This is a genomic window from Klebsiella pasteurii, assembly GCF_018139045.1.
GTDB lineage: Bacteria > Pseudomonadota > Gammaproteobacteria > Enterobacterales > Enterobacteriaceae > Klebsiella > Klebsiella grimontii.
The window spans coordinates 4,802,915-4,817,463 of record NZ_CP073236.1 but is presented as its reverse complement, the minus strand read 5'-3'; the positions used below and the strand labels follow the sequence as shown (position 1 = coordinate 4,817,463).

Sequence of the window (14,549 nt, the reverse complement as noted above, 5' to 3'; positions counted from 1 at the left end):
CCTTATTCGCTAAGAAATAGAAGAATGGTGTAAAACGGCTTCGTGAATTTAATTGGTTTTATGTTTTTTAAGATTTTTATTTACTTAATTAACGGCCAAAACAATCACCTCAGGCATTTTACAAATTCATTCTACTTGCAAGAATTTCACCGGTTGATAAAATTTTGCCATAAGAGTTATTCCTGCTGAGCATTAATTAAAAAATACTCCCGCTTAATAATGACTTGTCATCTACTTAGAGAAACGCTTATTAAACCCTACGGAGCAATAATGAAAAATGAACTATCCGGTATGAAAGCCTTTGTCACGGTTGCGGAGCTTGGCTCATTTAGTAAAGCAGCCGAGCAGCTCAATCTCACGCAACCCGCGCTGACCAAAAAAATAAAAAAAATAGAGGGTAATCTGAACATTGCGTTGTTCGAACGAACCACGCGAAAAATTGCGCTTACTCAGGCCGGAAAAATGCTTCTCCCAAAGGCCAAAGCGTTGATTGCCAGCCTTGATGCGGCAATATTTAACCTCAACGATTTAACGTCTCAAATACATGATACGGTGACGCTATCTTGCATTCCGACCGCCGTATTTTACTTTTTACCGCGTGCTATCGTGCAATTTAATCAAAGCTATCCCAACATCAAAGTACGAATTTATGAACAAGGTATAGAAACGTGCATGAACTCAGTACGCAAAGGCGATGTTGATTTTGGAATAAATATGAACTTCATCACATATCCAGACATCGATTTTATCCCTCTGGTGAATGAACCTTTCGTTCTGGCGTGTCGGCAAGACCATCCGCTGGCGGGGAGACAATTAGTCGAGTGGCGTGAACTGGTGAGCCAAACCTTAATCGGCGTCAGGAAATCAAGCGGCAACAGACAGTTAATCGAGAAATGCCTGGCGGATAAGCCCTGGCGACTGGATTGGTTTTATGAAGTCCGACACTTGTCGACCTCGCTCGGTCTTGTCGAAGCCGGGCTGGGCGTCTCAGCGCTCCCCTGTCTGGCGATGCCCCATAGCGGCAACAGCACCGTCGTGAGCGTTCCGCTTGTCGAGCCGGTGATCCGGCGCACGCTTGGTATGATCCGCGTAAAGAACCGGCCCCTTTCCGCGGCGGCAGAACGATTAGCGTCGCTACTACTGCTGATGTGGACCGATGAAGCGGGCACGTTATGGCGCAACGTCGTCGACCCCATTCAAAACACCTGAGCACCATGCCCGGCCGCTTTATCACCGGGCTAGGGCGCCAACGCAATCACCTCGGCCGCCCAGCGCTGAAATCCTTCGACATCCAGCCCCAGCGCCACCTGCGCATTTGCCGGTTGGCCAAGTTTACCTTCGATATCCACCACCGTGGTGCCTGAAGTCCATGTACCCTGGGTTTCTACCGCCACGAAGCACGGTGCAAGGGTAAAAAGCTGCGGGCGAACCAGCCACGCAATCGCGCACAGGTCGTGCATACGCAGACCGCTGCTCATGCTGCCGCTACGGTAGTGGCTAAACAGCGCGTGCAGCATTTTCCCGGTCTGATTCAACGTCGGCAGAGTGGCGAGATAATCCGGCGCCAGCATCGCCTGATTAGTGACGTCCAGCCCGCACATGACGATATCCAACCCGCTGTTGAACACTTTAGCCGCCGCTTCCGGGTCGATGGCGATGTTAAATTCCGCGTTCGGCGTAAAATTGCCGCGCCCGGCGGAGCCGCCCATGATCACCAGGCGACGGATATTAAAGCGGCATTCTGGGTACTGGGTCAGCAGTAGCGCAATATTGGTTAGCGGGCCGATCGCCACCAGGGTCATCGGCTCCGGGGCGTGCATCAGCGCGTCGCGGATCGCCTGAAACGCCGGTTTCGCCAGCGGCTGGCGGTGATGTTCAACGAAATCGTAGCCTTCCATCCCGGACTCGCCGTGCACCGAGGCGGCGTCGCGCAGAGGGCGAACCAGCGGCATCGACGCGCCCTGGGCCAGGGGAACATCGGCGTTCCAGAAATGCAGAAGCTGAAGGGCGTTGCGGGTCGTTTTCTCCACCGACACGTTGCCCGCTACCGTGGTCATCAGCTGCAGATCAAGCTCGGGGGCGAATAGCGCGGCGGCAATCGCCGCGGCATCATCAATGCCGGGATCGGTATCCAGAATGATAGGTAAGCGCATCGTTTCTCCATAAAAAATGCCAGACGTTAAGTCTGGCATCTTCTCATACTGCAGCAGAAAAGAACTTACTCTACTTCACGGACATCTACGCGCAGCTCTTTCGGCACCTCGAAAACAATGTTCTCTTCGCGGCCTTCCAGCGGCACCGCATCGCCACCGCCCAGCTCCTGCAAACGCGAAATCACATTCTGTACCAGGATATCCGGCGCCGATGCGCCCGCGGTCACGCCGACGCAGCCCGCTTCTTTCACCCAGGCTTCCTGGATATCGGTCGCGTCGTCAATCAGATAGGCCGCTTTTCCCATCCGCTGGGCCAGCTCGGCAAGGCGGTTAGAGTTCGAGGAGTTCTTCGACCCCACCACCAGCACCACATCGGCCTGCCCGGCCAGCGCGCGGACGGCTTCCTGACGGTTAGTCGTGGCGTAGCAGATATCATCTTTACGCGGCCCGACGATTTTCGGGAAACGCTCGCGCAGAGCGTCAATCACGTCGGAGGTATCGTCGACGGAGAGCGTCGTCTGGGTCATAAACGACAGTTTAGCGTCGTTTTTCACGTCCAGCGTCCAGACATCGTCCGGCGATTCCACCAGGTACATTCCCCCCAGCGGGTTGCTGTACTGGCCCATGGTGCCTTCGACTTCCGGGTGACCAGCGTGGCCAATCAAAATGGATTCTTCGCCGCGACGGCTGGCGCGGGCGACTTCCATATGCACTTTGGTGACCAGAGGACAGGTGGCGTCAAACACCGTCAGATCGCGGCTTTTCGCCTCGTTGCGAACGGCCTGAGAGACGCCGTGGGCGGAGAAGATCAGGATTGCGCCGTCCGGCACTTCGCTAATCTGCTCGATAAAAATCGCACCGCGTTGACGCAGGCTGTCGACAACATAACGGTTGTGCACGACTTCATGACGCACGTAGATCGGCGCGCCGTATAGCGTCAGCGCGTTTTCAACAATGCTGATAGCGCGGTCAACGCCTGCGCAGAAGCCGCGCGGGTTAGCCAACAGAATCTGCATCTTACCCCTCCAGCGCCGGATCGATCTCCAGCACGTCAACATCAAAATGAACGGTACGCCCAGCCAGCGGGTGGTTGAAATCAACGGTGATCGAATCGCCGTTCACTTCGCGGATCACGCCGGGCATTTCGCTGCCATCCATTGCGGTAAAGAGCATAATCGCGCCGACTTCCGGCTCGCCCGCGTCGATAAATTCCCGGCGCGAGAAGTATTGGATCAGGTCCGGGCTCGGTACGCCAAATGCAGCGTCCGGCTCCAGCGAAAAGGTGGTTTTATCCCCTTCTTTCAGCCCCAGCAGATGCTGTTCCAGGCCTTCAGAAAGCGAGGTATCGCCCAGGCGAAAGAGCGCGGGTTTACCGTTATTGCGGGTTGACTCTGCGGTGGAGCCGTCGTCGAGCTTTAAGGTGAAGTGCACCAGCACCGCACTGTTGCTCTGTACTGATTTAGACATGCAGGTTGCTCACTTGTTTTACCCGGCGGCGGTGGCGCCGCCGGGCGAGTTTTGTTACGCCTGTTTCTTCGCTGCCGCGTTCGGTAAGAAGCCTTCCAGCACGATCAGCGCCGCGCCGATACAGATAGCGGTATCGGCGAGGTTGAAGGTGGCGAAGTGCCAGTTCCCGACGTAGAAATCGATCATATCGACGACAAAACCATGCCACAGCCTGTCGAATAAATTCCCCAGCGCGCCGCCAATAATCAGCGCATAGGCAATGTTATTCAGCTTCTGCGTCGCCTTAGAACGATACATCAGCACCGCGAGGATCACGCAGATACCGATAGCGATACCGGCGAAGAACCAGCGCTGCCAGCCGCCGCTGTCGGCAAGGAAGCTAAAAGCCGCGCCATAGTTGCGCGCATAGTGCAGATTAAGCGATGGGAACAGCGATACCGTATCCCCCAGAGCAAAGTTCTGGAGGATCAGGAATTTACTGCCTAAATCGATAATCAGCACGGCTACGACGACCCACAGCCAGCGTAGCCCCGTTGAACAAATCGGTTTACTCATCAGGCAAACTTACGTTTTTCGCCGTCACCGGCGATGTTGCTGACACAGCGTCCGCAGATATCCGCGTGTTCCGCCACCTTGCCGATATCCGTGGTGTAATGCCAGCAGCGCGGGCACTTGTCACCTTCGGCTTTGCTCAGCACGACTTTCAGGCCTTTCAGCAGCTCACTCTGCCAGGCGTCGGCCGGAGCCTGCGCATAATCGGCAACTTTCGCCCCTGAGGTCAACAGGACAAATCGTAATTCATCGCCCAGCGCGTTCAGCTTCGCCGCCAGATCGGCATCGGCGTAGAGCGTCACTGCCGCCTCCAGCGAGCCGCCAACCTGCTTATCCGTACGCGCCTGCTCAATGACCTTATTGACTTCGCCACGCACCTTCAGCAGCGCGTCCCAGAAGCCGTCGTTCATCGCTTCGTCCGCGTCCAGGCCAAACAGGCCGGTATACCATTCGCCGGTAAAGACGTATTTCTCGCGGTCGCCCGGCAGGTAACCCCAGATTTCGTCAGCGGTAAAGGACATGATCGGCGCCATCCAGCGCACCAGCGCTTCGGCAATATGGTACAGCGCGGTCTGGCAGCTACGACGCGCGATGCTGTCCGCCTTGGTGGTGTACTGGCGATCTTTAATGATATCGAGCCAGAACGAACCCATTTCGATGGAGCAGAAGCGCATCAGGCGCTGCACCACTTCGTGGAAATCGTAAGATTCGTAGGCTTTGACGATATCGTCCTGCGCTGCTTGCGCACAGCCTACGGCCCAGCGGTCCAGCACGACCATCTCTTCCGGTTTCACCATGTCTTTTGCCGGGTCGAAGCCGTTGAGGTTCGCCAGCAGGAAGCGCGCGGTGTTACGGATACGACGATAGCTGTCGGCGGCGCGTTTGAGGATCTCGTCGGAGACGGCCATCTCGCCGGTGTAGTCGGTGGAAGCCACCCACAGGCGCAGAATATCCGCCCCCAGCTTGTTCATCACGTCCTGCGGAGAAACGGTGTTGCCGATGGATTTGGACATCTTGCGGCCCTGACCATCAACGGTAAAGCCGTGGGTCAGTACCTGGCGATAAGGCGCTTTGCCCTTCATCGCGGTAGAGATCATCAGGGATGACATGAACCAGCCGCGGTGCTGGTCGGAACCTTCCAGATACATATCGGCGGCGTGACCGGTAAATTCCGGACGCACGTCAACAACGGAGGAGTGGGTCGACCCGGAGTCAAACCACACGTCCAGCGTATCCGGCACCTTCTCGTAGCTATCCGCGTCGGCGCCGAGGATATCGCGGGAATCGAGATCCCACCACGCCTGGATGCCGTCGACTTCTACGCGTTTAGCGACTTCTTCCATCAGCTCCAGCGTACGCGGGTGCAGCTCTTGCGTCTCTTTATGCACGAACAGCGACATCGGTACGCCCCAGGTGCGCTGACGGGAGATACACCAGTCAGGACGGTTGGCGACCATCGATTCGATACGCGCCTGGCCCCAGTCCGGGATCCACTGCACGCCTTTGATTTCGGAAAGCGACTGCGCGCGCAGGCCTTTTTGATCCATGCTCACGAACCACTGCGGCGTGGCGCGGAAGATGATTGGCGTTTTGTGGCGCCAGCAGCACGGGTAGCTGTGCTGCATTTTTTCAACGTGCAGCAGCGCGCCTTTTTCTGACAACAGCGCAACGACAACCTCGTTGGCTTTGAAGACGTTTACGCCGTCCAGCGTCGGGTAAGTTCCCGGCAGATAGGCGCCGTCCGGGCCAACCGGGTTAGCGACTTCCAGACCATATTTTTGACCGATGACATAGTCATCCGGGCCGTGGCCTGGCGCGGTATGTACCGCACCGGTACCCGCGTCCAGCGTGACGTGATCGCCCAGGATCGCCGGGACGTCGAAATCGAGGAACGGATGCTTAAAGCGCATCAGCTCCAGCTCGGCACCGTTCACCACCGCCAGGATGGTGTAATCAGCAATGCCGGCGCGCTTCATCACGCTTTCGACCAGGTCTTTCGCCAGGATCAGCGCCTGACCGTCAACCTGCACCAGCGCATAGTCAAACGCCGGGGAGAGGGAGATGGCGCGGTTCGCCGGCAGGGTCCACGGGGTGGTGGTCCAGATAACCAGAGAAACCGGGCCGTTGACGTCCGCCACACCGAATTTTGCCAGCACCGCCGCTTTATCGGTCGCGTGGAACGCCACGTCGATGGACGGGGAGGTTTTGTCGTAATACTCAACTTCCGCTTCCGCCAGCGCTGAGCGACAGTCTACACACCAGTGCACCGGCTTAGCGCCTTTGTGCAGGTGGCCGTTGCCGATGATTTTACCCAGCGCGCGGATGATGTTGGCTTCGGTTTTGAAATCCATGGTCAGGTACGGGTGCGACCAGTCGCCGAGCACGCCCAGACGGATAAAGTCTTTACGCTGTCCATCAACCTGGGTGGCGGCGTATTCGCGGCACTTGGCGCGGAACTCGGCAGCGGTGAATTTCTCGCCCGGCTTGCCGTACTCCTGCTCCACTTTCAGCTCGATCGGCAGACCATGACAGTCCCAGCCCGGTACGTACGGAGAGTCATAGCCCGCCAGCCCTTTGGACTTAACGATAATGTCTTTCAGAATCTTGTTAACCGAGTGACCAATATGAATGCTGCCATTCGCATAAGGAGGGCCATCATGCAGAATGAAGGTTTTTTTGCCTTTTTTGGCTGCACGAATGATGCCGTACAGGTCATCATCGGTCCAACGCGCCAGCATTCCCGGTTCACGCTTGGCGAGGTCGCCGCGCATCGGGAACCCTGTTTCCGGCAAATTCAGGGTCGATTTATAGTCACTCATCAGATTCTCGGTTCCGTATTTCGGTTTGATAAACACCGTCAGGGTTATGCCTGTCCGGTTAGCCCAAAGAAGTCGCGGGCCGTTAACTCATCACGTGCGATTTGCGTTTTTAGTTCATCAAGCGACGCAAATCGCTGCTCGTTACGTATTTTTTTACGCAGTATTACATCTATATGGCGACCGTAGAGGTCCATTACAACATCCAGGAGATGAACTTCCAGCTGCTGACGCACGCCGGATACCGTTGGACGAGTACCAATGTTGGCGACCCCCATAAACGGTTTGTCGCCAAGCCCTGTCACTTCTACCGCATAGACCCCTTTTACCGGGGAAACCTGACGGCGCAGCGGTAAATTCGCCGTCGGGAAGCCTATTGTGCGCCCGAGCTCATCGCCGTGCACTACGCGCCCGGAGATGGTAAACGGATGCCCCAGCAGCGTCTCCGCGAGGGGCAGATCGTCGTCAGCCAGCGCCTGGCGCACCGCCGTGCTGCTGATGCGCACACCGCCTTCACAGAAGGTTTGGGTGCTGGTGACGTCAAAGCCATACTCCACGCCGGCTTTTTGTAATAACAAAAAATCCCCCTGGCGACCCGCGCCAAAGCGGAAATCATCGCCAACGGCGAGGAACTGGACACCCAGTTGGCGGACCAGCAGTTCGCTGATAAAGTCCTGGGCGGTCAATGCGGCAAAGCGCCGATCGAAGCGCACGCACAGGACGTAATCGACGCCGCTTTCGGCCAGATAGTTCAGCTTCTCACGCAGGCGCGTTAATCGCGCTGGCGCTTTATCGGCGGCAAAAAGCTCAAGCGGCTGCGGTTCAAAAATCATCACCACCACCGGTAAGCCACGCTGGCGGCCTTCTGCGCGCAAACGCTGCAATAATGCCTGGTGCCCGCGATGCACGCCGTCAAAATTTCCAATGGTCAGCACGCACCCGTGCGGGGCCTGACTGAGATTATGTATGCCGCGTATCAGCTTCATGTCTGGCTCAAAACAGTGAAAATCGTCCGAGTATACCTTGTACAACTGGCGACGTTAACCAGCGATTGCACCTCTTCACTGAAAGATCCCGGTAATTCATTCACTCAGCGCGAGATTGCGGGAAAATCTCTCCGGCGTCGTCGATTTTTATGGTCGAAAGGCTGTATTCGCCAGCAACAAGCTGGTAGAATCTTGCGCCATCACTACGTAATGAAGCGTTGTTAGTTTGAACGACGCTTATTTGCACAAATCCATTGACAAAAGAAGGCTAAACGGGCATTCTCCTCGGCCTTTGAATTGTCCATATAGAACACATTTGGGAGTTGGACCTTGGCTAATATCAAATCAGCTAAGAAGCGCGCCGTTCAGTCTGAAAAGGCCCGCAAGCACAACGCTAGCCGTCGCTCTATGATGCGTACTTTCATCAAGAAAGTATACGCAGCTATCGAAGCTGGCGACAAAGCTACTGCACTGAAAGCATTTAACGAAATGCAACCAATCGTGGACCGTCAGGCTGCTAAAGGTCTGATCCACAAAAACAAAGCTGCGCGTCATAAAGCAAACCTGACCGCTCAGATCAACAAACTGGCTTAATCGCCCGCGCGTTGTCGCTTTGAAAAAAACCCGCGAAAGCGGGTTTTTTTATGTCTGCCATTTATTACGCTGGAGCCTGAACCCGGCCTCGGCATTTTCCTCATGCAGCCCTATGCCTGAGGCGGCGTAAAAAGCGCCGAATAGTCACGGTTACAAATCCGCTGCACCGCCGGATGCTGGATCATTCGTTCCGCAAAGATGGCGTGATACTCCTCCATAACGTTGTCCATGCGCCCGATCTCAACTATCGATTCATCGCTATAAAAATCATGCGCATACAGCGTCGGCGCAACGAATATCGCATTGTGCGCCGCGCCGAAGGCCTTCATCAACGCCGCATCGTCGAACTCGCCCAGAATTTCCACCTGTAGCCCCTGCGAGTTAAACCAGTTGAGCAGCTTGCGCCCTAGCATGGAACGACGGCCGGGGATCAGCAGCCGACGTTCTTCCAGACAGCCGGGGAACGGTCTTTCCGGCGGCGGATTCATGCACCAGAAGCTCACACTACACTCGCCAATTTTTACCGAAAATAGCCCTTCCTGCTGGGTGGAATCGATGGGACAGTCGGAGATGATCATATCGAGCTTATGCTGGCTTAGCTGCTCAAGCAGCATTTCATGGGTCGACTCGAAACAGCGTAAATGGATCTGTTCGTTATCGACGACGGCGGCATCCAGTACGCCGCTAACCAACCGTTTCGACAGCGCGTCCGCGACGCCAACATCAAACAGCAGATTCGACTCTTTACGATAGTTAACGATATCGAGCATTTCCTGGCTTAGCGTAAACATGCGATCCGCATAGCGGAATACCAGTTCACCTAATTCGCTAGGCTCCAGCCCTCTTCCTTTGCGCTTAAACAATTTCCCTTGCAGGCGTTCTTCCAGGGCCTTAATTTGCCCGGTAATGGTCTGCGGCGTCAGGAACAGCGCTTCAGCGGCACCGACAACGGAGCCTTCTTTGTAGACGTGCCAGAAGTAGTACAGGTGATTGTAGTTGATGTGCGACATGCTTCTCTCCCTGATAATGTCAGGAGAGCCGTAGCCGGCTCCCCGTGAGATGTTAAGCCGCGTAGCCCGAATCCGTTACGCGCTTACGCAATATGATGTATCCCGTGACGGCCGATAGTATCGATCCAATCAGGATGCCAAGCTTGGCCCAGTTGATCAATCCGGGGTCGACGCTGCCGAAGGCCAGGGTGGCAATAAAAATCGACATTGTGAAGCCAATCCCACACAGGATGCCCACCGCCATAATTTGCCTACAGGTGGTCCCTTCGGGTAACGAGGCCCATTTCAGCTTCAGCGCCAGCCAGCAGAATACGCTAATACCCAACGGCTTACCGATAAACAGCCCGGCAATGATACCCAACGGCAGCAGTGAGGTCAGCCCTTCTACCGTGACCCCTTGCAAAGAAACGCCCGCGTTAGCGAAGGCGAACAGCGGCAGGATCAGGAATGCCACCCACGGATGCAGCACGTGCTCAAGCTGCTTCGCCGGCGATTTACCGTTCTGCTCTTTTAGTGGGATCATAAAGCCGACAATAACCCCAGCCAGCGTGGCGTGCACCCCCGACTTAAGAACCGCGGTCCAGAGTATGGCGCCCACCAGGATATAGATCCCGGTACGCCGTACGCCGCACAGATTTAATGCCGTCAGCACAACAATGGCTCCAGCGGCGACAACCAATGACACGACAGAAAGGTCGTGTGTATAGAACAACGCAATAATAATAATTGCGCCCAGATCGTCAATAATGGCCAGCGCCATCAGGAAAATCTTCAGCGCAGCGGGAACCCTATTCCCCAGCAACGCCAGTACGCCCAGCGCGAAGGCAATATCGGTGGCTGCCGGAATCGCCCACCCTTCTCTGGCAATCGAATCCTGGCCGTTAAACGCCAGGTAGACCAGTGCCGGAACCACCATTCCGCCCAACGCTGCGACGACCGGAAATACCGCCTGGCGACGGCTGGCTAATGCTCCCTGATTCATTTCACGCTTCACTTCAAGGCCGATAAGCAGGAAAAATACCGCCATCAGCGCGTCGTTAATCCACAACAGCATGTTCTTGTTGATCTCAAGCGCGCCGACCTTCAGCTGAACCGGCGTCTCAAGAAAAGCGTGATACCAACCGCTAGTCAGGCCGACGTTAGCCATTAGCATAGCCAGCGCCGCGGCGATGATAAGAATGATGCCTCCGGAGGCATCACTAGTAAAAAAACGATGCAGATGTTTCACTTTTTATAATCTCTTTATGGGTAATACTTCGTAATTACTATCCTACTCCGCCTGAATCATCGTTATAATTAGATTATACATGATAAATAGATCGGTTTTTACGAATCAAAAAAAACCGAGACATATCGGGCTTACCTGCTGTCATCGCGTCCTGGAAAAACTTAATTATGGATAGAGTTCCATTTTGTACACACGGAAACTAATGAAGACCCCGGAAAATCCGGGGTCTGCTGATATTGACGTTAAAGAGATTAATACGCGCCGAGGTCGGTCCAGGTCTTACCCGCGCCGCAGTTCAGATCCGGCTGATTGCCCTGGGACCACCAGTTCACCTGGTAGTTGTGGCCTTTCCAGCTCACGATCTCGAAAGTACCCCAGTTTGCGCCATAGACGGTATTCGCATCCCACAGCGGGTACGGCGTCGTGGAGTCATCAGGTTCCGGAGTTGGCTCAGGAGTCGGTTCCGGGATCGGCTCAGGAGTCGGTTCCGGGGTCGGTTCCGGAGTCGGCTCAGGAGTCGGTTCCGGATCAACGCTGCTTGCCGCAGGTACGACCGTCAGTACAAAGCGCTGCTGAGTGGACGGCTCATTGTGAACGTCACGGACAAACAGGGTGAACTGGAAGTCGGTGGCTACTGTCACTACAGGCGTCACAAACTCAATCACTTGTGCCGTTTTATCAGCGACGTCAATCGCTACCGGTACGCCCCAGCTGAAGCTCAGCGCATCATGGTCTTCATCCGTGGAGCCTGCGCCTGACAGCTGCACGCGGGAGCCGCCAACAACGAGGAGTTCAATCGCTGCTTTTGGCGCATGGTTGACCTTATCGCTATCGTCATCGTTATCAGCCGGATCGACGTTGATACCTTCAAAGTAGAACGGCTCCATATCGATGACTTCTTTACTCATCTGGTAACCCAGACCTTCACGCGCCGCATTTACTAGCACGCCGTTATCCTGGTCGATAGTCCAGGTAAACAGGCCGCCCAACCCCCGTTTCGCTGCATATTCCCCTTTAGCTTTCACGGTACGCGGCGTATCCAGCGACATGAACAGTTTTGACTGCGGGTTATAGAGATAATCAGCATTCGCGACTTTATCGGTATAGACGTTGAAGCCGTTGCGTCCTTTCTGATTTTCCAGATCCAGATAGTTATAAATGGTGTCGTACCATTCGGTGCAACCGGATTCAAACGAGCCGGTAGTGGTACCTTCGCCTGGTTTGTAGGTGCCTTTCAGCGGAGAGAAGCTCTCAATCTCGACGTTACGGCCATTGCGGGTATAGCCAGCGTAGCCTACGTTGATGCGGTCAGCCGGGAAGCCTTCGCCGATCAGATAATCAACAACCGTTTCAACGCTCCACCCGCCCGCGGTCAGCGGAGAGAGGTTGGTGTGATGAGTCAGCGTTTCCGCCCATGGGGTGCCGAAGAAGTCATAGGTCATCACATTGATGCCATATAGACCAGCTTCCAGCAGCGCTTTCACGTTGGAATAACCCAGCGTCTGAACGACGGCGGAGCTGGCGATAGAAATTTTAACGTCGCTGCGGCCCGCTGCATCCAGCTCTTTTTTCAGCTCTTTGATAAGCAGCGCATAGTTTTCGCCATCTTCCGGACCGAATGGGTTGTTATTGCCCGCATTGTTCGGGTATTCCCAGTCAATATCCACTTCGCTGAACATCGGGAACTGTTTGAACAGTTTTACCACCCCAGCAGCAAACGTTTTACGCGCCGCATCGGTTTTCGCCATTTCATGGAAAGCGTTACTCATGGACCAGCCGCCGATACTCATAGACAGCGCCAGCGTATGCCCCAGTTGTTTTGCTTTCGCCTGCAGATCGCGCAAACCACCTAAAATACCGTGAGTAGTTTGTTCGGTGACGGTCATTGGGTCGACATCCCAGCCGCTGGTAGACTGGTTGCAGTTCACATAAGACTGGAAATCGCCCCACGGATCGAGGAAAGTCGGCTCATGAGTGGTTTTACCGGTCTGCGCCGCCGCGGTTTCGATGGTGTATTGCTTCTCACCTTTATCACCAACAATACCAATAAAGCCAAAAATAATTTTGTCGTAAGCCAGCGGATCAACGCTCGCCAGATCGTAACCCCGACCGCGGTTATTCGGGGTGTCCTGTCCCTGGAGGCGACCATCATATTGTGACCAGTCTGTATAGTAACCAAACACTTTCGGTTTAGCGGCTTCGGCTTTATAGACGTTATATACCGGTTGCGCCACGCGGGCAGACGTATAGCTATACTTGCTGTCTTCAGTAGCAGGATAAAAACTATCTGCTGCATTACTGGTTTCAGTCAGAGTATCACCCTTAATTAATTTGCTGGTAGCCATGATATATTCCTTTTCAATGTAAATAAATTAGCAGTTCGTTCTGCGAGACAGATAATCCATTTTCATCGATGGCATAGCTAATCACTAAACCTCACATGAGAAATTGATTTTTAAATTATGCCTACCTGGTAACAATCACTCACATCAAAATAAACATATCGCGCATTAAGTTAAAAAAACATGAATATCTTAAACATACCATTTTTTCTTAAAGAATATTAAAAAAGCAGTTAAATAGAATTTAAAAATGCTTAAAAGCTGTGATGCAACCAATAAAGCTGCAAGGAAAAAGATGAATATTAAAAATGAAATATGGAATAAGAAAAAACTGATTATTAATATTCTAACCGCTCTCGCACACTCGGATAAAAGGACATGATTGTGAAAACATACATCATCAATGACGATTGCATTTTCAATGAACGGAAATATGAATTAAGAAATGTCTCTAACTCATTAGTCATCAGAATGACCGCAATGCGTGCCAGATGTTTAAGCTTCATTATTGAACATGCACAGGAGGAGGTAATAGGCAGACAGGAACTGACTACGGCGCTGTGGGGAAGCCGGGGAAATTATGTTAATGACGCGAACCTGACGCAGATCCTCTATCTCATTCGCAAAGACCTCAAAACTTTCGGTATCAATGATCTGTTGATTACCATCCCCCGCAAGGGCATCCAGGTTAACGATCAAATTTCCATTGCAGCGGCAGATTCAGAGACCAGCACAAAACCAGCATTGACCATCATGCTCTTTTGCAAAAAAATCCTGGCCCTCTTGTTCCCTCGCGGACAAAAACGCCCCTTTTTCTGACTTATTAAGGAGATACAGATGAACCCTATTCTTGACGGCATTCTCAACCTCGAGGGTGACTACGTTAATCATCCAAAAGACCTTGGCGGGGAAACCCACTGGGGGATCACTGAAGCGGCCGCCCGCGCAAACGATTACGCAGGCGATATGAAAGAGCTAACGCGAGTTGAGGCGTATAGCATTCTTGAAAATATGTACTGGATCAAACCCGGATTTGAGAAAATTTCCCGGATCTCATGGGCCGTGTCGTTTGAATTATGCGATGCCGCGGTAAATATCGGCCCGCATTTTCCCTGCACCTGGCTACAGCGCTGGCTGAACGCATTAAACCGAGAACAGCGTTTTTATCAGGATATTAAAGCCGATGGGATTATTGGGAAAAGGACCCTGGAGATGCTGAGCACTTTCCTCGATATACGAGGCAAAGAGGGTGAAGAGGTTCTGCTGAAGGCCCTTAACTGTAGCCAGGGCGCTTATTATCTCAGTATTACGGAGAGCCGACCTGCAAATGAAGAGTTTATCTATGGCTGGCTAAAAAATCGAGTTACATTACTTCGTCCTACAGGCAGCTAACAAAACGTT

At 53.7% G+C, this 14,549-nt stretch carries 13 protein-coding genes; 4 read left to right on the top strand and 9 right to left on the bottom strand.

Going from position 1 to position 14,549, the window contains the following annotated elements; all coding sequences use genetic code 11:
* The first annotated feature begins 270 nt into the window (after positions 1-270).
* Positions 271-1,209 (top strand): LysR family transcriptional regulator, encoded by a 939-nt coding sequence (locus tag KCG39_RS22645; RefSeq protein WP_004128780.1) that lies wholly within the window; start codon positions 271-273, stop codon positions 1,207-1,209.
* 29 nt (positions 1,210-1,238) lie between these two features.
* On the opposite strand, the gene rihC is transcribed toward KCG39_RS22645, so the two are convergent.
* The 6 genes from rihC to ribF form a co-directional block, all read right to left on the bottom strand.
* Entirely contained in the window at positions 1,239-2,153 is a 915-nt protein-coding gene (gene rihC, locus KCG39_RS22640) for a ribonucleoside hydrolase RihC (protein WP_004098488.1), read from the bottom strand.
* Between the two features lie 65 nt (positions 2,154-2,218).
* On the bottom strand, positions 2,219-3,169 hold the full coding sequence (ispH, locus tag KCG39_RS22635; RefSeq protein WP_004128779.1) for a 4-hydroxy-3-methylbut-2-enyl diphosphate reductase: 951 nt from the start codon (positions 3,167-3,169) through the stop codon (positions 2,219-2,221).
* A 1-nt stretch (position 3,170) separates the two neighbouring features.
* The gene (gene fkpB, locus KCG39_RS22630) at positions 3,171-3,620 is read right to left on the bottom strand and encodes an FKBP-type peptidyl-prolyl cis-trans isomerase (RefSeq protein ID WP_004128778.1); all 450 of its coding nucleotides are present in this window, start codon (positions 3,618-3,620) and stop codon (positions 3,171-3,173) included.
* 54 nt (positions 3,621-3,674) lie between these two features.
* Positions 3,675-4,175 (bottom strand): signal peptidase II, encoded by a 501-nt coding sequence (lspA, locus tag KCG39_RS22625; protein ID WP_004098485.1) that lies wholly within the window; start codon positions 4,173-4,175, stop codon positions 3,675-3,677.
* Positions 4,175-6,991, bottom strand: a complete 2,817-nt coding sequence (ileS, locus tag KCG39_RS22620; protein ID WP_004128777.1) for an isoleucine--tRNA ligase — start codon at positions 6,989-6,991, stop codon at positions 4,175-4,177. Before ileS ends, lspA begins: the two co-directional genes overlap by 1 nt.
* A 44-nt stretch (positions 6,992-7,035) precedes the next feature.
* Entirely contained in the window at positions 7,036-7,974 is a 939-nt protein-coding gene (gene ribF / locus KCG39_RS22615) for a bifunctional riboflavin kinase/FAD synthetase (RefSeq protein ID WP_004128776.1), read from the bottom strand.
* Positions 7,975-8,304: 330 nt separating this feature from the next.
* Between ribF and rpsT the strand changes: the two genes are divergently transcribed.
* Positions 8,305-8,568 carry a 30S ribosomal protein S20 gene (rpsT, locus tag KCG39_RS22610; RefSeq protein ID WP_003018940.1) on the top strand — a complete coding sequence of 88 codons (264 nt, stop codon included), beginning with the start codon at positions 8,305-8,307 and terminating at the stop codon, positions 8,566-8,568.
* Between the two features lie 110 nt (positions 8,569-8,678).
* On the opposite strand, the gene nhaR is transcribed toward rpsT, so the two are convergent.
* The 3 genes from nhaR to KCG39_RS22595 all read right to left on the bottom strand — a co-directional run bounded on the left by nhaR (position 8,679) and on the right by KCG39_RS22595 (position 13,151).
* Positions 8,679-9,578 carry a transcriptional activator NhaR gene (nhaR, locus tag KCG39_RS22605; RefSeq protein WP_004128775.1) on the bottom strand — a complete coding sequence of 300 codons (900 nt, stop codon included), beginning with the start codon at positions 9,576-9,578 and terminating at the stop codon, positions 8,679-8,681.
* A 52-nt stretch (positions 9,579-9,630) separates the two neighbouring features.
* A complete protein-coding gene (gene nhaA, locus KCG39_RS22600) occupies positions 9,631-10,806 on the bottom strand; it encodes a Na+/H+ antiporter NhaA (protein ID WP_004128772.1) in 1,176 nt (391 codons plus the stop codon).
* 251 nt (positions 10,807-11,057) lie between these two features.
* Positions 11,058-13,151, bottom strand: coding sequence for a glycoside hydrolase family 18 protein (locus KCG39_RS22595; protein ID WP_211811477.1), 2,094 nt, complete (start codon positions 13,149-13,151; stop codon positions 11,058-11,060).
* A gap of 381 nt (positions 13,152-13,532) precedes the next feature.
* Here KCG39_RS22595 and KCG39_RS22590 point away from each other — a divergent pair, with 381 nt between their 5' ends.
* Together KCG39_RS22590 and KCG39_RS22585 are read left to right on the top strand one after the other, a co-directional pair.
* Positions 13,533-13,967, top strand: a complete 435-nt coding sequence (locus tag KCG39_RS22590; RefSeq protein ID WP_032742243.1) for a winged helix-turn-helix domain-containing protein — start codon at positions 13,533-13,535, stop codon at positions 13,965-13,967.
* Between the two features lie 18 nt (positions 13,968-13,985).
* Positions 13,986-14,540, top strand: a complete 555-nt coding sequence (locus KCG39_RS22585; RefSeq protein WP_142445042.1) for a glycoside hydrolase family 108 protein — start codon at positions 13,986-13,988, stop codon at positions 14,538-14,540.
* The last annotated feature ends 9 nt before the right edge of the window (positions 14,541-14,549 follow it).

Excerpts from the sequence above, each read along its gene's own strand:
- KCG39_RS22645 (WP_004128780.1), top strand. The coding sequence starts at position 271 with ATGAAAAATGAACTATCCGGTATGAAAGCCTTTGTCACGGTTGCGGAG.
- rihC (WP_004098488.1), bottom strand. The coding sequence starts at position 2,153 with ATGCGCTTACCTATCATTCTGGATACCGATCCCGGCATTGATGATGCC.
- ispH (WP_004128779.1), bottom strand. The coding sequence starts at position 3,169 with ATGCAGATTCTGTTGGCTAACCCGCGCGGCTTCTGCGCAGGCGTTGAC.
- fkpB (WP_004128778.1), bottom strand. The coding sequence starts at position 3,620 with ATGTCTAAATCAGTACAGAGCAACAGTGCGGTGCTGGTGCACTTCACC.
- lspA (WP_004098485.1), bottom strand. The coding sequence starts at position 4,175 with ATGAGTAAACCGATTTGTTCAACGGGGCTACGCTGGCTGTGGGTCGTC.
- ileS (WP_004128777.1), bottom strand. The coding sequence starts at position 6,991 with ATGAGTGACTATAAATCGACCCTGAATTTGCCGGAAACAGGGTTCCCG.
- ribF (WP_004128776.1), bottom strand. The coding sequence starts at position 7,974 with ATGAAGCTGATACGCGGCATACATAATCTCAGTCAGGCCCCGCACGGG.
- nhaR (WP_004128775.1), bottom strand. The coding sequence starts at position 9,578 with ATGTCGCACATCAACTACAATCACCTGTACTACTTCTGGCACGTCTAC.
- KCG39_RS22595 (WP_211811477.1), bottom strand. The coding sequence starts at position 13,151 with ATGGCTACCAGCAAATTAATTAAGGGTGATACTCTGACTGAAACCAGT.
- KCG39_RS22585 (WP_142445042.1), top strand. The coding sequence starts at position 13,986 with ATGAACCCTATTCTTGACGGCATTCTCAACCTCGAGGGTGACTACGTT.